At 57.6% G+C, this 24,442-nt stretch carries 32 protein-coding genes; 20 read left to right on the forward strand and 12 right to left on the reverse strand.

Annotated features, from left to right (window positions below; all coding sequences use genetic code 11):
- Window position 1: 1 nt before the first annotated feature.
- From AVO44_RS16435 to AVO44_RS16450, 4 genes are all read right to left on the reverse strand, one after another.
- Window positions 2-553 (reverse strand): F0F1 ATP synthase subunit B', encoded by a 552-nt coding sequence (locus AVO44_RS16435; protein WP_068339164.1) that lies wholly within the window; start codon window positions 551-553, stop codon window positions 2-4.
- A gap of 86 nt (window positions 554-639) precedes the next feature.
- Entirely contained in the window at window positions 640-864 is a 225-nt protein-coding gene (locus AVO44_RS16440; protein WP_005981269.1) for a F0F1 ATP synthase subunit C, read from the reverse strand.
- A gap of 69 nt (window positions 865-933) precedes the next feature.
- The gene (locus tag AVO44_RS16445) at window positions 934-1,692 is read right to left on the reverse strand and encodes a F0F1 ATP synthase subunit A (protein WP_068339167.1); all 759 of its coding nucleotides are present in this window, start codon (window positions 1,690-1,692) and stop codon (window positions 934-936) included.
- Between the two features lie 2 nt (window positions 1,693-1,694).
- The gene (locus AVO44_RS16450) at window positions 1,695-2,027 is read right to left on the reverse strand and encodes an AtpZ/AtpI family protein (protein ID WP_068339170.1); all 333 of its coding nucleotides are present in this window, start codon (window positions 2,025-2,027) and stop codon (window positions 1,695-1,697) included.
- Between the two features lie 231 nt (window positions 2,028-2,258).
- Between AVO44_RS16450 and AVO44_RS16455 the strand changes: the two genes are divergently transcribed.
- Complete coding sequence (locus tag AVO44_RS16455; RefSeq protein WP_068339528.1) at window positions 2,259-2,594, forward strand: ArsR/SmtB family transcription factor; 336 nt, start codon at window positions 2,259-2,261, stop codon at window positions 2,592-2,594.
- Between the two features lie 6 nt (window positions 2,595-2,600).
- Here the strand turns inward: AVO44_RS16455 and AVO44_RS16460 are convergent, their stop codons facing one another.
- The 3 genes from AVO44_RS16460 to AVO44_RS16470 form a co-directional block, all read right to left on the reverse strand.
- A complete protein-coding gene (locus tag AVO44_RS16460; RefSeq protein WP_068339174.1) occupies window positions 2,601-3,014 on the reverse strand; it encodes a universal stress protein in 414 nt (137 codons plus the stop codon).
- A gap of 72 nt (window positions 3,015-3,086) precedes the next feature.
- Window positions 3,087-4,001 (reverse strand): DMT family transporter, encoded by a 915-nt coding sequence (locus tag AVO44_RS16465; protein ID WP_068339531.1) that lies wholly within the window; start codon window positions 3,999-4,001, stop codon window positions 3,087-3,089.
- Complete coding sequence (locus AVO44_RS16470; protein WP_068339177.1) at window positions 3,998-4,876, reverse strand: LysR family transcriptional regulator; 879 nt, start codon at window positions 4,874-4,876, stop codon at window positions 3,998-4,000. The genes AVO44_RS16465 and AVO44_RS16470 overlap by 4 nt, the downstream gene beginning before the upstream one ends.
- Before the next feature lie 119 nt (window positions 4,877-4,995).
- Between AVO44_RS16470 and AVO44_RS16475 the strand changes: the two genes are divergently transcribed.
- Both AVO44_RS16475 and AVO44_RS16480 read left to right on the forward strand, forming a co-directional pair.
- Entirely contained in the window at window positions 4,996-5,577 is a 582-nt protein-coding gene (locus AVO44_RS16475; protein ID WP_068339180.1) for an FMN-dependent NADH-azoreductase, read from the forward strand.
- A gap of 73 nt (window positions 5,578-5,650) precedes the next feature.
- Window positions 5,651-6,391: an aspartate/glutamate racemase family protein gene (locus AVO44_RS16480; RefSeq protein ID WP_068339183.1), complete on the forward strand. Its 741-nt coding sequence runs from the start codon at window positions 5,651-5,653 to the stop codon at window positions 6,389-6,391.
- On the opposite strand, the gene AVO44_RS16485 is transcribed toward AVO44_RS16480, so the two are convergent.
- Window positions 6,392-6,922: a prolyl-tRNA synthetase associated domain-containing protein gene (locus AVO44_RS16485; RefSeq protein ID WP_068339534.1), complete on the reverse strand. Its 531-nt coding sequence runs from the start codon at window positions 6,920-6,922 to the stop codon at window positions 6,392-6,394.
- Between the two features lie 305 nt (window positions 6,923-7,227).
- Between AVO44_RS16485 and ffh the strand changes: the two genes are divergently transcribed.
- The 9 genes from ffh (at window position 7,228) to trmD (ending at window position 12,942) form a co-directional block, all read left to right on the forward strand.
- Window positions 7,228-8,730, forward strand: coding sequence for a signal recognition particle protein (gene ffh, locus AVO44_RS16490; protein WP_068339185.1), 1,503 nt, complete (start codon window positions 7,228-7,230; stop codon window positions 8,728-8,730).
- Complete coding sequence (locus AVO44_RS16495) at window positions 8,731-9,285, forward strand: GNAT family N-acetyltransferase (protein ID WP_068339187.1); 555 nt, start codon at window positions 8,731-8,733, stop codon at window positions 9,283-9,285. It abuts the gene before it with no gap.
- Window positions 9,282-9,578, forward strand: a complete 297-nt coding sequence (locus AVO44_RS16500) for a chorismate mutase (RefSeq protein WP_068339190.1) — start codon at window positions 9,282-9,284, stop codon at window positions 9,576-9,578. The genes AVO44_RS16495 and AVO44_RS16500 overlap by 4 nt, the downstream gene beginning before the upstream one ends.
- 69 nt (window positions 9,579-9,647) lie before the next feature.
- Entirely contained in the window at window positions 9,648-10,037 is a 390-nt protein-coding gene (rpsP, locus tag AVO44_RS16505; RefSeq protein ID WP_068339193.1) for a 30S ribosomal protein S16, read from the forward strand.
- A gap of 12 nt (window positions 10,038-10,049) precedes the next feature.
- The gene (gene bluB, locus AVO44_RS16510; RefSeq protein WP_082677524.1) at window positions 10,050-10,685 is read left to right on the forward strand and encodes a 5,6-dimethylbenzimidazole synthase; all 636 of its coding nucleotides are present in this window, start codon (window positions 10,050-10,052) and stop codon (window positions 10,683-10,685) included.
- A gap of 2 nt (window positions 10,686-10,687) precedes the next feature.
- Window positions 10,688-10,837: a hypothetical protein gene (locus AVO44_RS21350; RefSeq protein ID WP_169794867.1), complete on the forward strand. Its 150-nt coding sequence runs from the start codon at window positions 10,688-10,690 to the stop codon at window positions 10,835-10,837.
- Entirely contained in the window at window positions 10,830-11,333 is a 504-nt protein-coding gene (gene rimM, locus AVO44_RS16515; RefSeq protein ID WP_068339196.1) for a ribosome maturation factor RimM, read from the forward strand. Before AVO44_RS21350 ends, rimM begins: the two co-directional genes overlap by 8 nt.
- A complete protein-coding gene (locus AVO44_RS16520; RefSeq protein WP_068339200.1) occupies window positions 11,333-12,148 on the forward strand; it encodes a hypothetical protein in 816 nt (271 codons plus the stop codon). Before rimM ends, AVO44_RS16520 begins: the two co-directional genes overlap by 1 nt.
- Complete coding sequence (trmD, locus tag AVO44_RS16525) at window positions 12,145-12,942, forward strand: tRNA (guanosine(37)-N1)-methyltransferase TrmD (RefSeq protein ID WP_068339202.1); 798 nt, start codon at window positions 12,145-12,147, stop codon at window positions 12,940-12,942. The genes AVO44_RS16520 and trmD overlap by 4 nt, the downstream gene beginning before the upstream one ends.
- On the opposite strand, the gene AVO44_RS16530 is transcribed toward trmD, so the two are convergent.
- Window positions 12,939-13,739 carry a glycoside hydrolase family 25 protein gene (locus AVO44_RS16530; protein ID WP_068339206.1) on the reverse strand — a complete coding sequence of 267 codons (801 nt, stop codon included), beginning with the start codon at window positions 13,737-13,739 and terminating at the stop codon, window positions 12,939-12,941. The genes trmD and AVO44_RS16530 overlap by 4 nt on opposite strands.
- 381 nt (window positions 13,740-14,120) lie before the next feature.
- Between AVO44_RS16530 and rplS the strand changes: the two genes are divergently transcribed.
- The 4 genes from rplS to AVO44_RS16550 all read left to right on the forward strand — a co-directional run bounded on the left by rplS (window position 14,121) and on the right by AVO44_RS16550 (window position 16,257).
- Window positions 14,121-14,504, forward strand: a complete 384-nt coding sequence (gene rplS, locus AVO44_RS16535) for a 50S ribosomal protein L19 (RefSeq protein ID WP_068339209.1) — start codon at window positions 14,121-14,123, stop codon at window positions 14,502-14,504.
- Window positions 14,505-14,515: 11 nt separating this feature from the next.
- On the forward strand, window positions 14,516-14,737 hold the full coding sequence (gene rpmE, locus AVO44_RS16540; RefSeq protein WP_068339212.1) for a 50S ribosomal protein L31: 222 nt from the start codon (window positions 14,516-14,518) through the stop codon (window positions 14,735-14,737).
- 179 nt (window positions 14,738-14,916) lie between these two features.
- Window positions 14,917-15,144 carry a hypothetical protein gene (locus AVO44_RS16545; protein WP_068339540.1) on the forward strand — a complete coding sequence of 76 codons (228 nt, stop codon included), beginning with the start codon at window positions 14,917-14,919 and terminating at the stop codon, window positions 15,142-15,144.
- A gap of 303 nt (window positions 15,145-15,447) precedes the next feature.
- A complete protein-coding gene (locus AVO44_RS16550; protein ID WP_068339216.1) occupies window positions 15,448-16,257 on the forward strand; it encodes a division plane positioning ATPase MipZ in 810 nt (269 codons plus the stop codon).
- A gap of 92 nt (window positions 16,258-16,349) precedes the next feature.
- Here the strand turns inward: AVO44_RS16550 and AVO44_RS16555 are convergent, their stop codons facing one another.
- A complete protein-coding gene (locus AVO44_RS16555) occupies window positions 16,350-17,585 on the reverse strand; it encodes an adenylate/guanylate cyclase domain-containing protein (RefSeq protein WP_068339220.1) in 1,236 nt (411 codons plus the stop codon).
- A 309-nt stretch (window positions 17,586-17,894) separates the two neighbouring features.
- On the opposite strand from AVO44_RS16555, the gene AVO44_RS16560 reads away from it, so the two are divergent.
- The 3 genes from AVO44_RS16560 (at window position 17,895) to AVO44_RS16570 (ending at window position 20,187) form a co-directional block, all read left to right on the forward strand.
- Window positions 17,895-19,505 carry an FAD-dependent oxidoreductase gene (locus tag AVO44_RS16560; protein WP_068339223.1) on the forward strand — a complete coding sequence of 537 codons (1,611 nt, stop codon included), beginning with the start codon at window positions 17,895-17,897 and terminating at the stop codon, window positions 19,503-19,505.
- Window positions 19,506-19,510: 5 nt separating this feature from the next.
- The gene (locus AVO44_RS16565; RefSeq protein WP_068339226.1) at window positions 19,511-19,708 is read left to right on the forward strand and encodes a DUF2783 domain-containing protein; all 198 of its coding nucleotides are present in this window, start codon (window positions 19,511-19,513) and stop codon (window positions 19,706-19,708) included.
- A 137-nt stretch (window positions 19,709-19,845) separates the two neighbouring features.
- Window positions 19,846-20,187, forward strand: coding sequence for a DOPA 4,5-dioxygenase family protein (locus AVO44_RS16570; protein ID WP_068339230.1), 342 nt, complete (start codon window positions 19,846-19,848; stop codon window positions 20,185-20,187).
- Here AVO44_RS16570 and AVO44_RS16575 read toward each other — a convergent pair.
- Window positions 20,184-21,812 (reverse strand): acyl-CoA synthetase, encoded by a 1,629-nt coding sequence (locus tag AVO44_RS16575; protein ID WP_068339543.1) that lies wholly within the window; start codon window positions 21,810-21,812, stop codon window positions 20,184-20,186. The genes AVO44_RS16570 and AVO44_RS16575 overlap by 4 nt on opposite strands.
- 222 nt (window positions 21,813-22,034) lie before the next feature.
- Between AVO44_RS16575 and AVO44_RS16580 the strand changes: the two genes are divergently transcribed.
- Window positions 22,035-23,426 carry an aminotransferase family protein gene (locus tag AVO44_RS16580; RefSeq protein WP_068339234.1) on the forward strand — a complete coding sequence of 464 codons (1,392 nt, stop codon included), beginning with the start codon at window positions 22,035-22,037 and terminating at the stop codon, window positions 23,424-23,426.
- 98 nt (window positions 23,427-23,524) lie between these two features.
- Here the strand turns inward: AVO44_RS16580 and AVO44_RS16585 are convergent, their stop codons facing one another.
- Window positions 23,525-24,208 carry a methyltransferase domain-containing protein gene (locus AVO44_RS16585; RefSeq protein WP_233422009.1) on the reverse strand — a complete coding sequence of 228 codons (684 nt, stop codon included), beginning with the start codon at window positions 24,206-24,208 and terminating at the stop codon, window positions 23,525-23,527.
- Between the last annotated feature and the right edge of the window lie 234 nt (window positions 24,209-24,442).

The raw sequence follows: 24,442 nt of genomic DNA on the forward strand, positions 1-24,442 counted from the left end.
CTTATCCTTTCATCTGCGCGTCAACGGCACTGTCGATGGCTTTGGCATCTGCCTCGCCGCCCAGTGCGGTCACCAGTTCAGCCGCCGTATCCTTGGCAACCAATTGAATGCTTTCCAGCGCCCCGGCACGGATTTCGGCAATTGCCTTCTCCGATTCAGCCGCCTTTGCAGCGATTTCCGCATCCGCCTTTGCAATCGCGTCATCCAGACCAGACTGGATTTCAGCGCGGGCTTCCGCTGCGATACGCTGCGCTTCGGCACGGGCATCGGCCAGCGCCTTGTTATAGGCCTCTTCGGCCTCGACCGCCTTGGCCTTCAGATCTTCGGCCGCAGCCAGGTCATTTGTAATGGTCCCTTTGCGCTCGGCCAGGATTGCCGCGATGCGGGGCAAGGCCACGCGGGACAGGACCAGAAAGATGACGACCAGCGTGATGACCAGCCAGAAAATCTGGTTGGGGAACCAATCGAAGCAGAGCTGCGGCATCCCGATGGCAGAGCCACCAGCGTCGACGCACGAGCCAGCTACTTCTTCGTTTACGGGTTCTGTCGCCATGATGTCCTCCGTCGGAACATTGTCTTTACAACAGGTGGGCCGCTATGGCTTGGACCCACCTGCGCGTAAGGATCAGGTTCCGCAGATTAGACGGCGAACATCAGCAGCAGCGAGACCAGGAATGCGAAGATCCCCAGAGCTTCTGCAAACGCGATACCGATGAAAAGGGTTGCGGTCTGCGACGCAGCCGCCGAAGGGTTGCGCAGAGCGCCGGCCAAGAAGTTGCCTGCTACGTTGCCCACCCCGATTGCGGCTGCGCCGGAACCGATTGCTGCCAGGCCTGCGCCGATATGTGCGAGATCGCCTTCCATGATGTTTCTCCTTACGAATTGGAAGTTTCGATGTTGGGTTATCGTTCCTGTGCTCAGGGTCGCCCCTGATCAGTGATGCGGATGCAGAGCGTCCTTCAGATAAACACAGGTCAGAATGGTGAAAACGTAGGCCTGGATGAAGGACACGAGGACCTCAAGGCCATACATTGCGGTGATCGCCAGAACGGACACGGGCGAGATCGCTGCAATCGCGGCAAAGCCTGCGAACACCTTGATAACCGCGTGGCCTGCCATGACGTTACCGGCAAGACGGATGGAGTGGCTGACAGGACGTACAAAGTACGAAATCAGCTCGATGATCGCCAGGATAGGGCGCAACGCCAGAGGCGCGCTCGACACCCAGAACAGGCTGAGGAACCCGGCGCCGTTTTTGACAAAGCCCAGAACCGTCACGGTCAGGAACACGGCCAGTGCAAGCGGGATGGTCACAGCGAAATGCGATGTGGTGGTGAAGGACATGGGGATCATGCCCAGGAAGTTCGCGCAGACGATGAACATGAACAGGGTCATGACATAAGGGAAATACTTGACACCCTCTTTGCCGCAGATGTCTTCCAGCATTTTATAGATGAAGCCATAGGCCAGTTCAGCCACCGACTGCATCCGGGTCGGAACAATCGCGCGCTTTGAAGTCGGCCAGATCAACAGCAGCACGATTGCCACAATCGCCAGGAACAGCCACAGCGTCACGTTGGTGATCGTGAACATGCCCACCGCACCGTCACCGAACAACGGCTTAACGATGAACTGATCCATCGGGTGGAAAACCAGGCTGCTGCCCTCTGCTGCGGTGGTCTCAGTTGCCACGTTCAGTCCCTCTCGTCCTTTTCGGCAGCCGTCGCCGCCGCTTGTTTCTCTTGAACCTCTTTGGCGCTGCGGAGCATAACCTTTACCCCGGCGACAAGGCCCAGCAATGTAAACAGCACCAGAAAGATCGGGATCGTCCCGAGCAGGCTGTCCAGCCCGTATCCGATGCCAAATCCGATCCCCAGACCGGATACCATTTCGATGACCATCCGCCAGGCAAGCTCGCCCCCGGACACGTCAGCATCTGCGCGGGTCTCGGGCTTTTTGGCCTTTTTCGCCGCTTCGATCTTGGCCTCAAGCTGCGCCATACGCTGCTTTTGGTCATCATCAGTCACGGGCGTTTTCCTCGCACAGTCTTGGGCTAGGTGCTAAGCGGCAAGACGCACAGAGTCAACGGCCTTAAAGGTCGGAAATGCCGCAGGTTAACGAGCTGATTTTAATAAGTTTTATGGCGCCGCTGCCCAATCGTGAATTCGATCGCCCGCAGGGGTATCACCTGAAAGGCAGGATTCAGCATATTCAACCAAATGGTTGACCAAACCGGGGCGCTGTGGTTCAGCGGTTGCATGTCCAATGATCTCGACACCGTGTTTGCGGCCCTCGCCGACCCTACGCGCCGCGCCATCCTCGCGATGCTGCTTGAGGATGACATGGCCGTCACAGACGTGGCCGAGCCGTTCGAGATGTCTCTGGCGGCAATCTCGAAACATCTGGTGATCCTGACCAAGGCCGGGCTGATCTCTCAGGAAAAACGAGGCCGTGTGAAATGGTGCAAGCTTGAGCCTGACGCCCTGCGCGCGGCCTCGGTCTGGATGCAGGGGTTCGGGCAGTTCGAACCGGTCAATCTGGACGCGTTCGAACGGTTTCTTGAAATCGAGCTGCCCGCCTCTGACGACCCCTAGCCCCAATCAACGCACAACGAAAACCGAAACGCTGGCATGATTGGCCAGATACCCTGCGTGGCTTGAAAAGATATAATCGGTGATCCGCGGGGCGTGGGTTCCGACAACAATAAGGTCAGCACCGATTTCCTCGGCGGTGCGCTTTAGGTCACCATCCACCTCAACTGCGACATCGACCGAGTGGATATTGCGAAAATCAACTTCGGCTCCACTCTTTTCAGCGAGCTGGTCCGCAAACGCGTTCAACGCTTCGCTTATCGCGGTGTCCGTAAGGGCAGGATCACCGGGCTGTGTGCCGGTCACGGTGACAAGAGTAATCTTGGCGCCCTGCCATTTTGCAAGTTCAGCCGCGACATCGGCTGCCTTGCGAACTTCGGGCGGCAGATGCAGGTCAACCGGGAACATGATATGGGCATACATGGCGAAATCCTCCTTGATCCAGACCTAGGGGACTTTGCCAAAGGCGACCTTGATCTGTCTCAACGGTAGGGTCTAGTCCTGCACCGGCTCTGCTGCGGGCGTTGGTTGATCGTGGGACTTCAACAGCAGAACAAGCGCGATAACGGTCAGAAGCGCCCCAACGAAAACAATCAAGGTTGGCCACTGCTGACCCAGACCGACCTCCCACAGGATCACCCAACTGGGCGTCAGGTAGGTGTAAGCCATCACCTTTGCAGAAGGCAGGCGCAATGCCGCGAACTGAACCAATACAAAACTGACTGCCGTGGCAAAGATCGAGACGTAAAAAAGACCGACCCAGACGATCAGCGGCAGATTGGCCCAGTCGGTCGTCCGTATATCGGACCAGCCATACAGGGTCAGCAACACGCACCCCGCGACCAGCGTTCCAAACGTAAATACGACAGCCGGTTCACCCCTGTTCAGTTTGCGTACCATTGGCGTATAGATCGCATGGGCCACACAGCCCCAGAAATAGATGATCTCACCGCCGCCGATCTCAAACGCTACAAACGCCTGCCAATCTGCACGGAAAATGACCCAAAGCGCACCAACCGCGCCAACGGTCAAGGCCAAAGCCATCCTAGGTGTCGTGATTTGCCGCAACAGCACCCACCCCGCCATGGCGGACATCACCGGAGTGAGAGTAAACACAGCCGCCGCACTGACGGGTGGCGCGGTTTTCAATCCGTGGAACATCAGCACGAAGTAACTGGCAAACAGACCGCCAAGCACCACGTATCGCCACGGTGCCTTTGCCGCACTGCGGGGCAGACCGGTGGTCATCCCGGCAGCCACCCCAATCATAACTGAGGCGATCAGGAACCGCGCTGCGGTGATCGCCTCGGGCGCGATCTGGTTGGCGATCAATGACCCAAGCGAAAAGCTGCCGGCAACCAGCGCCGAAAAGACCAGCATCGCCAGATGGCCCTGAGCTTGAGGGGTCAAACCACCCACTCTTTCACGCGGGTTTTCAGGAATGTCAGGAACGCCTGCACCTTTGTGGTCCGATGCAGGTCGACATGCGTCACAAGCCACAGCTTACCTGACCATTCAGGCATACTGTCTATTACCTCTTGCAAATCGGGATTGCGGGCTGCTTCCCATCGCTCCATGAACCCGATCCCGGCCCCGGCCAACACCGCCTGCCGCATCGTAAAGTTGTTCGAGCATCGGAAGGTAATCGCTTCTTCCGGTACATTTTCACGCAGCCAGAGTGAAAACGGGGCCCGATTGTTTTCATCGTCATTTCCAACAAAGTGATGGTTCGCGAAATCTTCGATACCCGACGGAATACCGTGCCGCGCGACATAGTCTTCGCTGGCATAAAGCCCCATCTGCTGGGTCCAGAACGGTTGAACAACGTTGTCCGGCTGATCCGGTGCAGCCCCGGCGCGGATCGCCACATGGGCCTCGCCATATTCCAGGCGGAACAGCCGATCACCTGTCAGATAGCGCACGATGACACTTGGGTGCAGCTTCTGAAACTCGCTCAGCACCGGTACTACCAAAGGTGCCAGCGAAGACAGCGAAGTCACGACCAGCTCACCGGCGACATCGTCGCCACGCCCTTTCATCCGTCCAACAAGTTGGTTGAACTGATCCTCGGTTGCTTGCGCCACGCGCAGCAGATCCTCACCAGCTTCGGTGGGTGTGTAACCACGGGCATGCCGCTGGAACAGCTTGACGCCCAACCGCGCCTCGATCGAGTCGATATGGCGGATAACGGTAGCGTGGTGAACGCCCAGAACCTCGGCCGCGCCGCTGACGGTACCCATGCGGGCGACTTGGTACGCGGTTCTCACTTCATCCCAATTGTCCACATCATCACCACAACTGTGCAATTTCCAACAACACCTGTTGATATATCCGACTTTTGTTCGATCACGCAATATTCATATATGACCCCAGAATAAATTTCATAAACCTAAGGATCGAAGACATGACCAAAACAATCCTTCATATCGACGCTTCTGCCCGCCGCGAAGGTTCCGCAAGCCGTGACCTATCTGACCGTATCGTCAAGCATCTGGGTGGCGGCCGCATCATCCGCCGCGATCTGGCAAAGCCGCTGCCCCTGTTGACCGAAGAATGGATCAACGCCAACTTCACGCCAGCGGATCAACGCAGCGATGCGCAACGCGACCAGTTGGCATTGTCGGACAGCCTGGTGAATGAGCTTCAAGACGCCGACACCATCGTCATCGGCTTGCCCATCTATAATTTTTCGGTGCCGGCAGCGTTCAAAGCCTGGATCGATCTGGTTGCCCGCGCAGGCGTAACATTTTCGTACACCGAGAATGGCCCCAAAGGTCTGCTAGAGGGCAAGCGCGTGGTTCTCGCAATTGCGTCGGGCGGTACGGCGGTCGGGTCCGAGATCGACTTTGCCACCGGCTACGTCCGTCACATGCTGGGCTTCATCGGTATCACCGATGTTGACATTGTCGCCGCCGACTCGATGGCCATCGACGCCGAGGCCGCGCTGAGCAACGCCCAAAAGGCCGTGACCGAGCTGGCCGCCTGAACCACCTCTGGCTTTTGCGCCGGGAAACGTCCAGTCTGCGTCTGAAACAGAATTCGCAGGCTGGGCGTTTATCATGAAGAAAATTGGCATTCTGGGCGGCGTGGGCTGGGCCTCGACCGTAGATTACTATCGGGCAATCGCCCAGGGCGCAGGCCAGTACTTTGCTGAACGCGGGCATGGGTCTCCGCTGCCTGTCCCGCCGATGACCATCGAATCCGTGACACAAGCCAAAACCCGTGCTTTGCGTGGCGTGGCCGGGGATGAGGGCAGCTGGGCCGGGTTTGACGCCGTGTTTCGCGACGCATTGCTGACACTGGAACGTGCCGGATGTGATTTCGGAATAATCGCCTCAAACACGCCTCATGCAAGGCTGCATGCGATCAGGCAGGGCGTTTCGATGCCGATCCTCAGCATCTTCGACGCCACGGCCCGAGTTACTGCCACAACGGGCGCGTCCAAAGCGCTGATATTGGGGACAACCGTCACCATGCAGGCGACCGACTACGCCGACCAACTGGCCCAAGAGGGCATTACAGCCAATAATCGCTTACCCTCGGATGAGATCGCCGAAATGCAGGCCATGATCGACAGTGATTTCTATGGCGGTGCCTCAGCGGCTGCGCGCGACAGGCTGCTGGCCTATTGCAACAGACATGCAGAGCCGGGAACCGCCATTCTGTTGGCCTGCACAGAATTGCCGTTGGCGTTTCCGGATCATCTGGACGACCCGGTTTTCGAGGCTGACGGGCATCTTTTCGTCAATCCGTCGGCGGCTCATGTCGCAGCCGCCTTGAAAGAAGCGCTTGAGGGTTGATCAATGCAGCCAGCGCACGTCGCAGCCGATCTTTTCGAAAAATGCCATCAGGTCTGTGCGCGCCATTGCCACCGTGCGGTCATTGACCAAAGGGTGCATGTAAATGACATCTGCCTGCTGCGCCGCCCCGTCCATGAAGAAGCTGACGTTGTTTTGCACCCCGTTGATCATGGCAAGCGGGCTGACCGCGCCGGGACGAATGCCAAGGTTCTGCATCAACCGATCCGCCGAACCAAACGATAGATTGCCCACCCCGAGCTTGGCACCCAGCGCCTTGAGATCAATCTCGCGGCTCTGCTCCAAAGTCACGAGGTAGTTCCGCTTTTTCTTGTCTCGCAAGTACAGGTTCTTGAGGCGCAGGGCGTTTTCGCCCGGTACCATAAACTGATCTTCGACCGCCTTTGACTCTTCAACCGTGCGCAGTGGAACATGGGTGTGCAGACGGTAGGCCAGCCCCCAGCTATCCAACTGCGCCAGCAGCGCATCCGAACTGAGCGGCAATGTATCCTGAAAAGTCGAAGATGCGTCCATGGGAACCTCCTGCGCGTTGCGGTCGTCATGACGAATACGCGGCCGCGATGCAAGCAGGCTGCAGCGCACATGGTTGACTCTGACGCCGATCCCGCCTAGTGACCCCTCAAACATCCGGAAGCGTCTGATCTTCCGGTCCCTTGAGTCGTTCAGGGATCGCCCCCCACCAGCGAGTTTCGCCCGTGGGGGCAATTCCATTTGGCTTTATCCCACGTCTAATTCTGTGGGAGGGGGCAATTGTGTATTTAACCGGTATTTCCTACCTAGGAAGTGCCACGAGATAACCGGCTAAGGAGGCCGAAGGCATGTTTGAAAATCTATCCGAACGCCTCTCTGGCGTCTTTGACCGGCTGACCAAACAGGGCGCGCTGTCCGAGGAAGACGTAAAGACCGCCCTGCGCGAAGTCCGCGTAGCGTTGCTTGAGGCCGACGTCTCGCTGCCGGTTGCGCGCGAATTTGTCAAGAAAGTTCAGGATCAAGCCACTGGTCAGGCTGTCACCAAGTCAATCACACCCGGCCAACAGGTCGTCAAGATCGTGCATGATGCGCTGGTTGACGTGCTGCGTGGCGAAGACGACCCCGGCAAGCTGAAGATCGACAACCCGCCTGCACCGATCCTAATGGTCGGTCTGCAAGGTTCGGGTAAGACGACCACAACCGGTAAGCTGGCCAAACGCCTGAAAGAAAAAGAGGGCAAGAAGGTCCTGATGGCCTCGCTGGACGTATACCGCCCGGCGGCTATGGATCAGCTGGCCGTTCTGGGCACGCAGGTTGGCGTCGATACTCTGCCGATCGTTCCCGGCCAGAAACCGGTTGATATCGCCAAGCGCGCCAAGCAGCAGGCGACGCTGGGCGGCTATGACGTCTATATGCTCGACACTGCGGGCCGTCTGCACATTGACGAAGTGCTGATGGACGAGGTTGAGCAGGTCCGCAACGCGGTTGATCCGCGCGAAACCCTGCTGGTCGTCGATGGCCTGACGGGTCAGGTCGCCGTTGAAGTCGCCGAGGAGTTCGACGCCAAAGTTGGCATCTCAGGCGTGGTTCTGACCCGAATGGACGGTGACGGGCGCGGCGGCGCGGCTCTGTCGATGCGCGCGGTCACCGGCAAGCCGATCCGCTTTGTCGGTCTGGGCGAAAAGATGGATGCGCTCGAAACCTTCGAGCCGGACCGGATCGCGGGTCGTATTCTGGGCATGGGCGACATCGTTGCTCTGGTCGAAAAAGCCCAGGAAACGATGGAGATGGAACAGACCGAGCGTATGATGAAGCGCATGGTCAAGGGTCAGTTCAATATGAACGACCTGAAAATGCAGCTGGAGCAGATGATCCAGATGGGCGGCATGCAGGGCATGATGGGCATGATGCCGGGCATGGGCAAGATGGCCAAGCAGATGGATCAGGCTGGTCTGGATGACAAAATCCTGCGCCAACAGATTGCCATGATTCAGTCCATGACCAAGAAAGAACGCGCCAACCCGCAACTACTGCAAGCAAGCCGGAAAAAACGGATCGCGGCCGGTTCGGGCATGGAAGTCAGCGACCTTAACAAGCTGCTCAAGATGCACCGGCAAATGTCGGACATGATGAAGAAGATGGGCAAGATGGGCAAAGGCAAGATGCTGAAACAGGCCATGAAAGGCATGTTCGGCAAGGGCAGCCCGTCGCCCGAAGACATGGCCGCGGGTATGGACCCAAAGGCATTGGAACAGGCGGCCAAGGCGATGGGTGGACGTGGCGGTTTGCCGGGTCTGGGTGGCGGCATGGCCCTGCCTCCGGGCCTCAGCGGGTTTGGCAAGAAGAAGTAAATGAACGCCCTCACCCCTCATATCCCCCGGCTTGAGACCGAGCGCCTGATCCTTCGCGCGCCGTCCGAGGCTGATCTGGACACCGAGGCAGAGTTCTTTGCCAGCGAGGCATCGCGCTTTGTCGGCGGACCTCTGCGCCGGGATGAGACTTGGCGGGCAATTGCCACGCTGCTGGGCCACTGGGCTTTGCGCGGCTATGGGTTCTGGGGCGTCGAGGAAAAGGAAACCGGCACCTATGTAGGCCATGTCGGTCTGTGGTACCCAGAGGGCTGGCCCGAACCCGAAATCGGCTGGACACTGATGAATCACGCCACTGGTAAAGGCTATGCGACCGAGGCTGCGCAAGCCGCGCGCGCTTATGCTTATGACATTCTCGGATGGGAAACGGCAATTTCGCTGATCGACCCGGACAACCACGCCAGCAAGGCGGTTGCCAAACGCTTGGGTGCCGCTTTCGATTACAACTACGAACACCCGAAATTCGGCACTACCGAGATCTGGCGTCACACGGCACCCGGCGATCTGGTGAATGGCGGCATGGAGGCCTACACATGACCAACCCCGTGACACAGGCTGCCACGCTGTTGAAAGACCACCGCGACAGCATTGACCGGCTGGACGCGATCCTTGTCTATACGCTGGGCGAGCGGTTCAAGCACACGCAGGCTGTAGGCAAGCTCAAGGCCGAACACGACCTTCCCCCGTCCGATCCCACGCGTGAGGCTGCGCAGATCGCTCGGTTAGAAGACCTGGCGAAACAGGCCGATCTGGACCCTGATTTCGCCAAGGCTTTCCTGAATTTCATCATTCAGGAAGTCATCCGACACCACCGGAAACATCAGGAATAACCCGCGTTTCCACGAATACCAAGAATACCCGGTCCGCGACCGGTCACGCCATTCAAAGGAGATACCACCATGGCAATGAAAATTCGTCTCGCCCGCGGCGGCTCGAAAAAACGTCCTTTCTATCGCATCGTAGCGGCGGACAGCCGCATGCCTCGCGATGGCCGTTTCATCGAGAAACTTGGCGTTTACAATCCGCTGCTGCCGAAAGACAGCGAAGAGCGCGTGAAAATGGACATGGAGCGCATTCAGTACTGGCTGGATCAGGGCGCACAGCCGACCGACCGTATCGCACGTATGCTGGAAGCCGCCGGCACCCGCGACAAGGCCGAGCGTAACAACCCGCAGAAAGGCACCCCAGGCAAGAAAGCGCAGGAACGTGCAGAAGAGAAAGCTGCAAAGGCTGCTGAAGCTGCCGAAGCGGCGGCTGCACCTGCTGAAGAAGCCGCAGCTGAAGAGTAAGCAGGCGGACGCGTGCAGGGTCAGGCTTTTACCGACGATTTCCGTACGCAGTTCAATCTGTTGATGCGGCTCCGGCGCGACGTGCGCCGGTTCCGCACCGATCCCGTGGACGAGGCCGTGCTGATGCGCTGCCTCGACACGTTTCGGCTGGCCCCGTCCGTAGGCCTCAGCGAGCCGTGGCGCGTTATTCGCGTCGACAGCCCAAAGGCTCGTACTGCGGCGCTTGAATATTTCCAAACCGCAAACGCGCAGGCTTTGGATGGGTATTCAGGCGAAAAAGCAAAAATTTACGGCCAATTGAAGCTGTCCGGCATGCAAGAAGCGCCGGTGCAGCTGGCAGTCTTCTGCGACGATGCCACTGACAAGGGGCAGCGCCTGGGTGCCGGAACCATGCCCGAGATGCGGCATTACTCAGTCGTTTGTGCCGTAACTCTGTTCTGGCTCGCCGCTTGGGCACAAGGGCTGGGGCTGGGTTGGGTGTCCATTCTGAACCCCGACCAGCTGGCGCGTGACCTGCGCATACCCGTTAGCTGGCGCCTTATTGGCAACTTCTGCATCGGCTGGCCCGAAGACTTTTCCGACACGCCGGAACTGGAACGTGTCGGCTGGGAAGACCGGGAAGACGCGCTGCCGATTGAGGTGCGTTAAGGATGTTCGGCCTTATTCGACTTCCCATACTGCTGATGATCGCATTTATTGTGGGCGTATTCTTTGAACGCTCGAACCAGCGTGAAGCATGCGAGGTGCGCGGTGATTGGCAAGATGGGCTATGTGTGACGGTGGACAAGCCAAATGAGTGATCTGATTTGCGTTGGCAGCATTGCGGGCTCTTACGGTGTGCGCGGCGAAGTACGTCTTAAAAGCTATTGCGCGATCCCGGAGGATATCGAAGCCTATTCGCCCCTGACGGATGAAAGCGGGGCCGAACGCTATCCTCTGGTTCTGACCCGCCCGATCAAGAACGGCTTTGCCGCTCGGATGGGCGGTGTTGAAACCAAAGAAGAGGCTGACGCCCTCAAAGGGTTGCGCTTGTTCGCACGTCGCGCGCAATTGCCATCGCTGCCGGATGACGAATTCTATCACACCGACCTGATCGGGCTTGAGGTTTATGACACTGGCGGCACCCTGTTGGGCAGGGTTAAATCGGTGCAGAACCATGGCGCGGCGGATCTGCTGGAGCTGCATGGGCCGGGTATGAAAGCCACGGTGTTGTTGCCCTTCACACGAGACGCTGTACCAACGGTCGATCTGGACACAGGCCGCATCATCGCCGACCCGCCAGAAGGGCTGATCTGATGCGTCGGGTTTTGCTGCATTTGGGGCTGCACAAAACCGGCACCACTGCGGCGCAATCGTTCCTCTACGACAATAGGGAACTCATCTGGCCGCATTTTTCGCTGGCACTGCCCTATCGCACCCGCAAGTCCGACCTGTCGCAAGCGGCGATCAGCCATTCCATCTATGGTACAGTTGGCACCCTGTCCGAGTTCGGCGCGCGGCTGCGCGCGTTTTTCGACACGCTGGATTTCGCCACCCGGCGCGGGTTGATCGTCAGCGAGGAAAACTTCGCGGGCCTACGTCCCAGCCGCAATATCGAACAGGGCTATGCCGCCACCCCAGAGCTTGCCGCTTGTCTGGTTGATGCGGTCCGTCACCGCTTTGCCGGGCAAGAGGTTCAGATCACGATCTACCTGTCTTTGCGCCAGCACGGCAGTTGGTTGCGCAGTCTTTGGGCGCATGATCTGCAACGCATGCGTCAAGTGCTGGATTATGAGACGTTCAGGTTGCGCATGGATCATCTGCCCTCTCTGCAACACACGGTGGATCAGATCCGCGACAGGTTGCCCACCGTTACCGTAACAACAGGCTGGCTTGAAGACTTGCAATTGCAGCGCTTTGGCACTGGCACGCCGTTTGCCGAATTCTTGAATCTGCCGCGCGACAAAGCCAGACTTTTGGTGCCGCCGTCCAAGGTCAATACCCGCCTGCCCGAAGACGTTCTTCAAGAACTGCTGGATCTGAACCGTTCGCGTCTGGACGAGGCCGCCCTGATCGCGCAAAAGACGGCGACAATTGAACGCGCAAAAAAGGCGCTGATCGGCACGACATGACAGAAAAGCCCAGCAAATCCCACGGTCGCAAGGCGATCCGCCCGACCCTGAAACCGCGTGAGCTCTTGACCCCCACACCAGACCTGCACGGCGTTTGGAAAGCGAAGGTCATCACCCTGTTCCCGTCAGCCTTTCCTGGGGTCCTTGGCGAAAGCCTGACAGGCAAGGCGCTGCAAGAGGGGCTGTGGCAACTAGAAACCGTCGATCTGCGTCAGTTCGGCGTCGGAAAGCACCGCAACGTAGACGACACCCCTGCGGGCGGTGGCGCGGGCATGGTGCTGCGTCCGGATGTCTTGGGCGAAGCGATCGAACACACGATGGCCGGTGTGCAGGGGAACTGGCCGCTGATCTATCTCAGCCCGCGTGGTCGCCGGATGGACCAGCGCATGATGCAAAACCTCGCGCGCTGTGATGGCATGACCCTTCTGTGTGGCCGGTTCGAAGGCGTCGATGAACGGGTGCTGGAACATTACGGCGTTCAGGAGGTCTCGTTAGGAGATTTCGTCATGACCGGTGGCGAGATCGCGGCCCAGGCACTGATTGACGCGACGGTGCGGCTGATACCCGGTGTACTGGGCAATCAGGCCTCGGCTGAAGAAGAAAGCTTTTCCTCGGGCCTGCTTGAGCATCCACAATACACCCGCCCCGCCGAATGGAAGGGCCGCGCGATCCCTGATATCCTGATGTCCGGTCATCATGGCCGCATCGCCGAGTGGCGGCACGAGATGTCGGAACAGATCACCCGCGAAAGACGGCCTGATCTTTGGGAAAGCTATCGCAAAACGCGGGGCTAGCCCCCCGCTTTCCAGCGCGCCCAAGTCTCGGGCTGTCCGTTAAACGTATTGATATCCACCCTGCCCTGCACGCCCGGCACCAGCCCGGTGCCGGTATATTGCCAGAACCGCCAGGATGCCTTGGGGTAGACTTTGCGCGGATGCCCCGCGACAGAGCGCAGCCAGAATTCGGTCCCGCGCAGCCGATCAATGTCTGTGTCGGCGTGGAAATCCACGGTCGTATAGACAATCGGACGACGCCCGTAATGACGCTCGAGAATATCGAGGAACCGCTTTGCTTCGGCGCGGACCTTTGCCCCGTCAGGGCGTAGCCGGCAGGTCTTGGAGTGCGGCGTCCATTCCATATCAAGCACGTGGGGCAGATCTGCGCCCTTGGGAACGTTCTTTATGAACCACCGCGCCTGTTCATGCGCAGGGCGGCAGAAATAGTAATAGTGGTATGCACCCCAAGGCACCCCAGCGGCCTGTGCGCCACGCCGATGGTCATCGAACATGGGATCGGCGACGTCGCCGCCCTCGGTCGCTTTGATAAACACGAAACTGACACCCGAGGCTTTGGCCTTGCGCCAGTCGATTGGCCCCTGCCATCGCGACACGTCCAACCCGTGTACCGGATAATAGCCGGGGTGCCGCCCATCCCAGTCGTGCGGATCAGCGTCACCGAAGGCCGGGTATATGACTGCAGGGGACGTGGTGCGCAAAAACGCTTTGGCCTCGACCTGTTGTGGCGGAGGGGTGCCGCGACCGCAGGACAGCACCGCAAACGCGATAGCTGTCAGTATCAATGCTAAACGCATGATCTGTTCCTGTTTTAAATGTCTGCTCTGATAATTGCTTTTCAGAATGCCTGATCAGACCAATAAGGCAACGGGCCAGAGTCCAATCGGCGCAATCCCACCGCCCAAACCTGAAAAACGTGGCTTTTTTGTCTTGATCACTGATCGCAAAGCCCGTAAATGAGCGCAATCCGGTGCCGCGAGACGCGACTCCGGTGTTTTGGTTTGCATCGTGGCGCAGCGCCCGGTTTTCTTCAGCCATGGCGTGTCAGGGCGAACCGAACCAAAGGAACATTCGATCTGACCTCTGGCGGGCTGTTCGCAGGACCCGGTAGAAGACCAAGAGCTCTCAGGCCGTGCTTAACTTCGTGGACAAACCACGAGCATATAGGAGTAACTGCGATGGACCTGATCGCACAGCTTGAGGCGGAACAGATTGCCGCCCTGGGGAAAGACATCCCCGATTTCAAAGCCGGTGACACCATCCGTGTCGGCTTTAAAGTGACCGAAGGATCGCGCACCCGTGTGCAGAACTACGAAGGTGTCTGCATCGCGCGCAAAGGCGGCAATGGCATTGCCGGTTCGTTCACTGTCCGCAAGATTTCGTTTGGCGAAGGCGTGGAGCGCGTGTTCCCGCTGCATTCGACCAACATCGACAGCATCACCGTTGTCCGCCGCGGTAAAGTTCGCCGCGCCAAACTGTACTACCTGCGCACCCGCCGTGGTAAATCCGCGCGTATCGCAGAGGTTACCAACTACAAGCCCAAGGCTGGCGCCGAGGCGTAAGGAGCGGAAAGATGAAAAAAGACATCCATCCCGACTACCACTTCATCGACGTCAAAATGACCGATGGCACCGTGGTTCAGATGAAATCGACCTGGGGCAGCGAAGGTGACACGCTGTCACTTGAAATCGACCCCTCTTCGCACCCCGCGTGGACTGGTGGCTCGTCCCGCCTGATGGACGCTGGCGGCCGCGTGTCCAAGTTCAAGAAAAAATACGAGGGTCTGGGCTTCTAAACCTGACCTGGTTCAAATGCCAAAGGCCGTCCTTGTGGGCGGCCTTTTTTTATGCACCGCTCCCGCTCAGACATTGAATGCTGGCGCGGATACTGTGGTCCAATCCTATCGCGACACCATGGTGCGTCGGATGCTACACTGGCCTGGAACATCCCCTCAGCCTCACGGAGATCCTGAAGATGCCTAGGTACAATGATATGTTCGAGCTTTCCGTCGCAGATATGGATCTGATCGAAACCGCATTGCGAGATACGGCAGCATCTTTGTCGCTTGGGGTGTTGGAGGAAACCGAAGAAAACAGGACTGAACGCGAAGATAGGCTTCGCCAGGTTCACGAACTTCTGGGCAAGTTGCACGACCAGAAGGTGTTCTACCGCCCTAAAGACGGAGTCTACCTTGGGGGATAAGCCCAAACGGTCCGAGGCACTGGCGTACCTCCAAGTGAGGACGTATCAGCATCACGAGTGAGGCAATTTTCTGAGCGACCGCTGCTAAAAGGTCCAACTGGTGCCCCAGCTACACCCGCCTGCGGCCAGCATTAAACAACTCTGCCTGTGTGTCATACATGCAGCCAAACCCGGTTCCGGTCCTTGGTTTTGCAACTAACAGCCTCAGTTCACTGCTTGAGGTCCTTCCCTTCCCGGCTTCCACAACATATAGTAGCTCACAACAACGTGTGGATAAACACGGCGGGACATGGGAATACAGGCATGGCACATATCATCGTAGTGGGGAACGAGAAGGGCGGCGCAGGCAAATCGACCGTCTCCATGCACGTGGCCACCGCGTTGGCGCGATTGGGGCACAAGGTCAGCACGCTGGATCTCGATCTACGGCAGCGCAGCCTTGGTCGGTATTTTGAGAACCGCGCCAATTTCCTGAAAAACTCGGGCCTGAACCTGCCGAGCCCCCGCCACCACGACCTACCCGAAATTGATGCGGCCAAGCTGAAACCGGGCGAGAATATCTATGACCATCGCCTGTCCGCCGCCGTGTCCGAACTGGAAAGCGACAGCGACTTTATCCTGATCGACTGCCCCGGGTCCCATACCCGTCTCAGCCAGGTGGCTCATTCGCTGGCGGACACGCTGATCACACCGCTTAACGACAGCTTTATTGATTTTGACCTGCTGGCGCGGATCGACTCAAAGGGCGAAAAAATACTTGGGCCCTCGGTTTATTCAGAAATGGTTTGGAACGCACGTCAGTTGCGTGCGCAGGCGGGGCTGAAACCGATTGATTGGGTGGTGGTGCGCAACCGTGTCGGCACACAGCGTATGGTCAACAAGGAAAAGATGCAGCGCGCGATCGAGATGCTGTCGCAGCGCATCGGTTTCCGCGTGGCCTCGGGCTTTTCCGAACGGGTTATCTTCCGCGAACTGTTCCCTCGGGGCCTGACCCTGCTGGATCTCAAGGATATCGGCGTTAAGCAGTTGAACATCTCGAACATCGCTGCCCGGCAAGAGTTGCGCGACATGATGAAAGAATTGAACCTGCCGGGCGTGGAGATAGATTTCTAGGATCTTATTGATCCGACAACCCCCTGCCCGGGCTGAGGGGCCCCCAGATCAGGTTGAAGGCACAGCCTGGGAACTGTCAGGAATACCACCTGTTATTGTCGGCCGTTATAGACCGTAAACAGCTCTTTCGGTTCCTGCACACCCCGAAGCATGTAACGCCCGACAGATACCAACTCCTGAGCGCACGGTTGGGCCGCGCGTGCCACGTCATCCGAGATCAGGATGCGCTGCCCGAGCGACCGGTGCATGCCTGCAATCCGCGCGGTCTGGTTTACTGCCGGGCCGATGACTGTGAAGTCCAACCGGGTTTCCGACCCGATATTGCCGTACAGAATTTCCCCCGCATGCAAGGCAAGGGTAAAGCTGGCCACCGGCAAACCCGCGGCCTCACGCTGGGCGTTCAGCGCCTCCATCCGCTGCTGCAAAACCGGCACCGACTTCAGCGCGGCGCGGGCGTCCTCATCAATGTCACCGACATCGAACATCGCCATCAGCCCGTCACCCATGAATTTCAGGATATTGCCGCCATTGTCATGAACGACACTGACAGCCACAGCCAGGTAGTCGTTCAGCATGTCGATGATTTCGTTTCCCGGAAGCTCTTCGGACAGGCTGGTGAAACCTTCCAGATCAAAGTTCCACATCACGGCATCAATTTGTTGCAGCGAGCCACGCCGGATTTCCCCCGACAATACCCGCCGCCCCGCGTCCCGACCCAGATAGACCCGCATCAAGTCCTTTGACACCCGCGCACTGGCAGCGGATTTCAGCGCCAGCCCCAGATGCGGCAGTGCTGCATTGATAAGGTCCAGATCCGTATCCGCGAACCCGTCGGGCGCGTTAGACGTCCACGACATCAACACGCCGTCCACAGCCTTTTTTGCGGCTTTGGGTTCACTGTGCGTCGGGGCGTCAAAATTGACCCCGGTCGCGTAATAATCAGTAGCCCCGATCTGACGCAGGTCGTTCAGCAGCGGAAAGCGGCTGGCCTCGTTTTGATCGATCAGACGTTCACGGATGACCTCGATATCCTCGTTGAGGATTGCGTAAAGCGGGCTTTGCCGCCACTGTTCTATAGGCTCGTCAGAATACTCAAAAGACTCGGTTCTACCGCCCTGCCCCTGATACCAGCTAAACCCTGTACCCCCATAAACCGGATGCAATGCGGATTGCGCTGCATGAAAACGCATCAGTGGCACACCCAAGTCCAACAATTTGTTGCAATACCCGTCCAGAAGCTCTTCTTTCGAGGCACCTTCCAGACCGCGTTCCACCAGCCAGTCACTTAGATCAATTGATTTTACCGTTCTGGCATTAGGGCTTGTCATTTTTTCTTTTCCAGTGTCCGCTCTGGGTGTCATCTGGGGGCAGTGTGCAGGAATTACCAGCGCTCACCCCGTGCGCGCCAGTTACCGCAAGCGCGCCTTCATCGAATATGGAGCATCCGCACTCTTTCTACATAAGCGACTTAGCCGCATCTTGGAATCTGAGACATCTTTTAAGAATAGAGAAATTCCACCGCATTTGATCCAGATCGTTTTCTGGCCGCTTTTTCGATGAAATTATAGGCAAAACCTCTGGCGAGAGGCTGCCAAGATTTTGCGCACTACCAGCGCCGGAAAATCGGGGGGGAGCCGATGAACAAGATTTTCGAAGTCCCGGCTTATGCTTATGAACGCAGCCCAGATCAGGACTCGGTTAACACTGTGCGCCACAAGGTAATCGTGATCGGTGCGGGTCCGATCGGGTTGGCCACGGCGATTGACCTTGCCCAACAAGGGGTCGAGGTCGTGGTGCTGGATGACAATGACAAGGTCAGTTTCGGCAGCCGCGCCATTTGTTTCTCGCAACGCACGCTGGATATCGCCGATCGTCTGGGCGCGGTACGGCCAATGGTGGACAAGGGTGTGCAATGGGACAAGGGCAAGATCTATTTCCACAACCGTCAGATTTATGAGTTCGATCTGCAACCGGATACCGGATATGCACATCCGGCTTTCATAAACCTGCAACAATACTATTTTGAAATGGCTCTTGTTGAGCGCGTGCGAGAGTTGCAGGCCAACGGCGCGCCGATCGAAATTCGTGGACGCAACAAGGTCGAAGCCATAGGAACGCATGACAGCCATGTCACGCTTGAGGTCGTAACACCCGAAGGCCCGTATAACATCGAGGCTGAATGGCTGATTGCCTGCGATGGGGCAAGTTCGCCCACGCGACGGATGCTTGGGCTGGATTTCGAAGGGCAAGTCTTCGAAGACAACTTCCTGATCGCGGATGTGGTGATGGAAGCCGATTTCCCCTCCGAGCGTCTGTTCTGGTTCGACCCGCCCTTCAATCGCGGTCAGTCGGCGTTGATGCAAAAACAACCCGACAATGTCTGGCGGATTGATCTTCAATTGGGCTGGGATATTGACAGAGAACGCGAAAAACGGCCCGAGAATGTCATTCCTCGCCTCAAGGCAATGCTGGGCGACGACGTAGATTTTGAGTTGGAGTGGGTGTCGATCTACACCTTCCAGTGCCGCAGGATGGAGCGGTTCCGCCAAGGGCGTGTGCTGTTTGCAGGCGACAGCGCCCATCAGGTCAGCCCGTTCGGGGCGTTGGGGGCAAACTCCGGCATGCAGGACGCAGACAACCTGTGTTGGAAACTGAAGCTGGTTATCGAAGGCAAAGCGCCCGAACTGTTGCTGGACAGCTACAGCTTGGAACGGGCGCAGGCAGCGGATGAGAACATCACGAAATCCAGCCAGTCCACGAGTTTCATCACTCCGAAATCCGAAATGTCCCGGCTGCTTCGCGACGCGGTTCTTGACCTTAGTGCGCGGCATCAGTTCGCTAGGCCTCTGGTCAATTCCGGACGGTTGAGCACACCGTGTACCTACCACCGGTCGTCCCTGAATTCAGCGGATGCACTGAACGGGCCAGAATTCACACGACCCGGTTCAGCCTGCCCTGATGCGCCTTTGGGTGACGAATTCCTTTTGCCGAAACTGGCGGGCAAGTTCACCTTGCTGACGATTGACGCCGACGCGCCTGACCGGATCGAGGAAGACGGTGTCGAAGCCACGCGGCTTGCCCTTTCGGTCAAAGATGACGTGACACTGGATCTCAAGCGGCGGTATCTGGGCGACGCTACCAGCGCGGTCTATCTGATACGGCCTGATCAGCATGTCGCCGCGCGTCGCGATACATATGAAGAAAACGCATTTCGGCAGGCCATTCGTCGGGCCACCGGTAAGGAGTAGGTGATATGGCTGAACTGACCCTCATCCCAAATCTCGACGATGCCGATGGGTTTTATGCCCGCCTGCTGGCAGCCCATGACGGGTTGGAGAAATCAGACAGCGACGCGTTGAACGCGCGCCTTGTGTTTGTGCTTGCCAACCATATCGGCGACGCAGACGTTCTGGATCAGGCGATAAAACTGGCAACGCTTCGCGACGCATAGCGCGTCTGCCTTGATAAAACTCGCGAACCCCGCGGTTTTCTAATTGGAAGGTCCAGTACCGGAAATCGCAGGAGTATCTTGCGTGGACTCGCTGTAGTATAGGCACAGGTCATTCACAACGGATTGATGAGGTCGCCATGCCCGAGATCACTGGCTATCACGCCCATGTCTATTTTGACGCAGACACAGTTGATCTTGCGCGACAGGTTTGCTCAGAGGCCGCGCGCCTTTTCCCTGTTGAGATGGGCCGCGTGCACGAACGCAATGTCGGTCCGCATCCGCGCTGGAGCTGTCAATTGGCCTTTGCGCCCGATGCCTTGGATCAGGTCCTGCCCTGGCTGATGCTAAACCGGCGTGGGCTGACGATTTTCACCCATCCTGAGACCGGCGAACATCTTGAAGATCACCGGGACCGGGCCGTTTGGATGGGTGAGATGCTGGAACTGAACCTGTCAATATTTGACAAGATGGGCGCCTAAGTCAGCGCCCGAGCCTTATCTCGCAGAACGAATTTCTGAATCTTGCCTGTCGATGTTTTGGGTAATGCCCCGAACACAACCGTTTTCGGGGCTTTGAAATGGGCCATGTTGTCCCTGCAAAAGGCAATCAATTCGGATTCGGTTACGGTTGCTTCTGGCTTGAGCTCAACAAAGGCACATGGGGTTTCACCCCACTTGTCGTCTGGGCGCGCCACGACCGCAGCCTCCATCACCGCAGGATGTTTGTACAGGACGTCTTCAACCTCCACGGATGAGATATTTTCGCCACCCGAAATGATGATGTCCTTGGACCGGTCCTTAAGCGCGATATAGCCATCAGGATACATCACCCCCAGGTCGCCGGACGCAAACCACCCGCCCTTGAATGCCTTGTCCGTCGCGTCAGGGTTTTTCAGGTATCCCTTCATGACGACGTTGCCCTGCATGAAAATCTCACCCATGGTTTCGCCATCCGCAGGCACGGGCTCCATCGTCTCCGGGTCTGCCACCATCAGACCGGACAGGGCGGAATAAGGAACCCCCTGCCGGACTTTCAGCGCGGCACGCTCTTTCGCGTCCTTAGTGTTCCACTCGTCCTTCCAGGCGCAAACCACAGAGGGGCCATAGGTCTCGGTCAGGCCATAGACATGGGTCACTTCGACCCCCATCGCCTCCATCGCTTCGATAACGGCAGCTGGCGGCGGGGCACCGGCTGTCATCACCTTAATCTGATGGTCGAAGTCTTTCAGGTGGTCCGGTGCATGGGCCAGCATGTTGAGCACAATCGGCGCGCCACAGAAATGAGTTACCTTTTCATCGCGGAACGCTGCATAAATCGGCTCGGCCCGCACCGCGCGCAAACAGACCGAAACACCCGCATTGGCCGCCATTGCCCAGGGAAAACACCAGCCGTTGCAGTGGAACATCGGCAGTGTCCACAGATATACGGCGTGTTTGGGCATGTCCCAGTCCAACAGATCGGACTGAGCGTTCAGCGCCGCGCCACGATGGTGATAGACCACGCCCTTCGGGTTGCCCGTAGTGCCCGAGGTGTAGTTCAGCGTGATCGCGTCCCATTCATCTTGGGGCAAAGACCATGCGAAATCCGGATCGCCCTCTGCCAGCAGCGCATCATAGGTCAGGCTGCCCAGCTTTTCGCCCCCCTCAAAGCTGGAATCTTCGATGTCGATCACCAAAAGGTCGTGATCAACCTCTTTCAATGCCTCTTTCACAACGCCCGAAAATTCGGGATCGACCATCAAAACCTTGGATTCCGCGTGATTCAGGATAAAGGCGATAATCGGCGCATCCAACCGCGTGTTGATCGCGTTCAGAACCGCCCCGGCCATTGGGATGCCAAAATGGGCCTCATACAGTTCAGGGATGTTTGCGGCGATGATCGACACCGTATCACCTCGCCCGATACCCCGCGCCGCCAATGCACCGGCTAGTCGCCGACACCGGGTATAGGTTTCCCCCCAGCTATAGCGGCGATCCCCGTATACGACCGAAGGGTAATCCGGATACACCTGCGCCGTTCGCTCAATAAAGCTCAGCGGTGTCAAAGGCGTATAGTTTGCGCGGCATTTATCCAGATGACGCTCGTAAATATGCGTGGCTCCCATCCGCCGATCCTCCCAACTTTTGCTGTGCGCGACTTGATCATAAAGATGCGCGGCTGACAAATCCGTATTAATACGGCGCAGGGATGGACTGGTCATACGGGATGATGCAATCTGGCCCTATCTCCGGCAGGCCATTCGCGGTGATCTGTGCCATCGAAAACACCTGCCGGTTCGGGCTTGAACCCGCATCCCGCGCACCGCATTTAACTGAAAGGACATGTCATGGACGGCACGTTCAACGAAAACGATCTTTCCCGCGTGGTCGAAGCCGACCGCGCCCACGTCTGGCACCACCTGATCCAGCATAAACCCTTTGAAACCAATGATCCCCGCATCATTGTCGAAGGCAAGGGCATGCGTGTCTGGGACCAGAAGGGCAAAGAGCATCTGGACGCCGTATCTGGCGGGGTCTGGACTGTGAACGTGGGCTATGGCCGCGAATCGATCTGCAAGGCGGTCTATGACCAGTTGATGAAGCTGTGCTATTTCGCCAATTCCGCGGGCTCGATACCGGGATCTATCTTTGCCGAGATGCTGATCGAAAAAATGCCGGGGATGAGCCGCGTCTACTATACGAACTCGGGGTCCGAGGCCAACGAGAAGGCGTTCAAGATGGTTCGTCAGATCGCACACAAGCGGTATGGCGGTAAAAAGACCAAGATTATGTACCGTGACCGCGATTATCATGGGTCGACCTTGGCCGCCATGTCGGCAGGCGGTCAGGATGAACGCAACGCACAATACGGACCGTTCGCGCCAGACTTTGTGCGCGTGCCCCATTGCATGGAGTACCGCAAGCACGAGCTGGACGGTGCGCCCGAAGAAAACTTTGGCGAATGGGCCGCAGATCAGATCGAACAGGTCATCCTGCGCGAAGGTCCTGACACTGTCGGTGCCCTGTGCCTTGAGCCGGTCACAGCAGGCGGCGGTGTGATCGAAGCGCCCGAGGGCTACTGGCAGCGCGTGCAGGAGATCTGCAAGAAATACGATATCCTGCTGCATATAGACGAGGTCGTCTGTGGCGTGGGCCGCACCGGCACCTGGTTCGGCTATCAGCAGTATGGCGTCAAGCCGGACTTCGTGACCATGGCAAAAGGCGTTGCCTCAGGCTATGCGGCGATTGCCTGCATGGTGACGACCGAAGAAGTCTTTGACATGTTCAAGGATGATGCGTCCGATCCGCTGAACTATTTCCGCGACATCTCGACCTTCGGCGGTTGCACCGCCGGCCCGGCTGCGGCGATCGAGAATATGCGCATTATTCAGGATGAGAACCTGCTGCAAAACTGTACCGATATGGGCAACCGAATGGTCGGCAACCTGCAGGCGCTGATGGAGAAACACAAGGTCATCGGTGACGTGCGCGGCAAGGGTCTGTTCCTCGGGGCTGAGCTGGTGGTGGATCGTGCGACAAAAGAACCGGTGGACGAAAAGATGGCGCAGGCTGTTGTTGCCGACTGCATGTCGCAGGGTGTGATCATCGGAGCAACCAACCGATCGGTTCCCGGTAAAAACAACACGCTCTGCTTCTCACCCGCGCTGATCGCAACCGCGGATGATATCGACCAGATCACCGACGCAGTCGATGGCGCGCTGGGTCGTGTGTTTGGGTAGACCAATCGTCGATTTGATCTAAGAAACCGGTGCCCACTGCACCGGTTTCAGTTTTTGTGGGTATCCCTTTCGATGAAGAGGCCAAGCCAGGTCGACTGCTATAACTTGCGACCGGTGATAACGAAATGCGTTAGCGAAAAGAAAAAGTTCCCTTTCTTTGCCAACAACCTCTGCTCTTCTTCCCACTCCTTGGCTTCCAGATCCGGAACAAGCCCATTGGTTTCGGCGAACTTTTTCATCAAAATTATCATCATATTGGCTAGCCCATCTGGCCGGAGCTGGGTATCGCAAATTGTGATTGGCGTTACGCTTTCTACGGTGAACCCGGCCTCACGTAGAATTGGGGGCAAGACTGCAGGCACTGCTCTTTCTACAAAATGATCGTCCCAAGCTCTTATCATTCGCTCCATCCTCGCGGGGTCCTCGCTGAACCACACGAGGCTACCGAAATGGATGTCGCCTATGACAAGCCGACCGCCTTGCTTTAGGCTACGATAAGCCTCTACCACAGCGCCGGGAATATCCGCCAAATATTCATAAACCTGTACTGATACAGCCTTATCAAACGCAGCGTCGTCCACAGGAAGTTGCCCGGCCTCACCGTTGATTATTTCGACCCAGTCATACGCGCGACAACGGCTTTTGGCCGAACGCCGCATGGGTTCACTGGGATCAATGCCCAATATGCGACCAGTTGAACCTACCGCACGGGCAAGCTCAGCCGTCAAAAGGCCGTTTCCACATCCTATGTCCGCAATGACCTCTCCGGGTGCTGGTCTCAAGGCGTCGAATGATCCTTGGCGCCTCCGCGTGACGTCGGCACCTTCATATACAGTATCTAATAAACGAGTTGTCTCAGTATCAAATTCGAGCATGCCAACAACAAAGTACCAATTGACCAGTTTCGTACTTAGCATTTTTCAGCATGTATGTCTGCTTTGGGTTCCAAACCACAATTTTCGAGTTTGCCAAAAAAAGGCCGCCCCAATCGGGACGGCCCTTCTTTCACTGTCTCT

It is taken from the genome of Ruegeria profundi, assembly GCF_001507545.1.
In the GTDB taxonomy this organism is placed as follows: Bacteria; Pseudomonadota; Alphaproteobacteria; order Rhodobacterales; family Rhodobacteraceae; genus Ruegeria; species Ruegeria profundi.

Coding starts and splice junctions, on each gene's coding strand:
- AVO44_RS16435 (WP_068339164.1), bottom strand. CDS start 553: ATGGCGACAGAACCCGTAAACGAAGAAGTAGCTGGCTCGTGCGTCGAC.
- AVO44_RS16440 (WP_005981269.1), bottom strand. CDS start 864: ATGGAAGGCGATCTCGCACATATCGGCGCAGGCCTGGCAGCAATCGGT.
- AVO44_RS16455 (WP_068339528.1), top strand. CDS start 2,259: ATGTCCAATGATCTCGACACCGTGTTTGCGGCCCTCGCCGACCCTACG.
- AVO44_RS16460 (WP_068339174.1), bottom strand. CDS start 3,014: ATGTATGCCCATATCATGTTCCCGGTTGACCTGCATCTGCCGCCCGAA.
- AVO44_RS16475 (WP_068339180.1), top strand. CDS start 4,996: ATGACCAAAACAATCCTTCATATCGACGCTTCTGCCCGCCGCGAAGGT.
- AVO44_RS16480 (WP_068339183.1), top strand. CDS start 5,651: ATGAAGAAAATTGGCATTCTGGGCGGCGTGGGCTGGGCCTCGACCGTA.
- AVO44_RS16485 (WP_068339534.1), bottom strand. CDS start 6,922: ATGGACGCATCTTCGACTTTTCAGGATACATTGCCGCTCAGTTCGGAT.
- ffh (WP_068339185.1), top strand. CDS start 7,228: ATGTTTGAAAATCTATCCGAACGCCTCTCTGGCGTCTTTGACCGGCTG.
- AVO44_RS16495 (WP_068339187.1), top strand. CDS start 8,731: ATGAACGCCCTCACCCCTCATATCCCCCGGCTTGAGACCGAGCGCCTG.
- AVO44_RS16500 (WP_068339190.1), top strand. CDS start 9,282: ATGACCAACCCCGTGACACAGGCTGCCACGCTGTTGAAAGACCACCGC.
- rpsP (WP_068339193.1), top strand. CDS start 9,648: ATGGCAATGAAAATTCGTCTCGCCCGCGGCGGCTCGAAAAAACGTCCT.
- AVO44_RS21350 (WP_169794867.1), top strand. CDS start 10,688: ATGTTCGGCCTTATTCGACTTCCCATACTGCTGATGATCGCATTTATT.
- rimM (WP_068339196.1), top strand. CDS start 10,830: ATGAGTGATCTGATTTGCGTTGGCAGCATTGCGGGCTCTTACGGTGTG.
- AVO44_RS16520 (WP_068339200.1), top strand. CDS start 11,333: ATGCGTCGGGTTTTGCTGCATTTGGGGCTGCACAAAACCGGCACCACT.
- trmD (WP_068339202.1), top strand. CDS start 12,145: ATGACAGAAAAGCCCAGCAAATCCCACGGTCGCAAGGCGATCCGCCCG.
- AVO44_RS16530 (WP_068339206.1), bottom strand. CDS start 13,739: ATGCGTTTAGCATTGATACTGACAGCTATCGCGTTTGCGGTGCTGTCC.
- rplS (WP_068339209.1), top strand. CDS start 14,121: ATGGACCTGATCGCACAGCTTGAGGCGGAACAGATTGCCGCCCTGGGG.
- rpmE (WP_068339212.1), top strand. CDS start 14,516: ATGAAAAAAGACATCCATCCCGACTACCACTTCATCGACGTCAAAATG.
- AVO44_RS16545 (WP_068339540.1), top strand. CDS start 14,917: ATGCCTAGGTACAATGATATGTTCGAGCTTTCCGTCGCAGATATGGAT.
- AVO44_RS16550 (WP_068339216.1), top strand. CDS start 15,448: ATGGCACATATCATCGTAGTGGGGAACGAGAAGGGCGGCGCAGGCAAA.
- AVO44_RS16555 (WP_068339220.1), bottom strand. CDS start 17,585: ATGACAAGCCCTAATGCCAGAACGGTAAAATCAATTGATCTAAGTGAC.
- AVO44_RS16560 (WP_068339223.1), top strand. CDS start 17,895: ATGAACAAGATTTTCGAAGTCCCGGCTTATGCTTATGAACGCAGCCCA.
- AVO44_RS16565 (WP_068339226.1), top strand. CDS start 19,511: ATGGCTGAACTGACCCTCATCCCAAATCTCGACGATGCCGATGGGTTT.
- AVO44_RS16570 (WP_068339230.1), top strand. CDS start 19,846: ATGCCCGAGATCACTGGCTATCACGCCCATGTCTATTTTGACGCAGAC.
- AVO44_RS16575 (WP_068339543.1), bottom strand. CDS start 21,812: ATGGGAGCCACGCATATTTACGAGCGTCATCTGGATAAATGCCGCGCA.
- AVO44_RS16580 (WP_068339234.1), top strand. CDS start 22,035: ATGGACGGCACGTTCAACGAAAACGATCTTTCCCGCGTGGTCGAAGCC.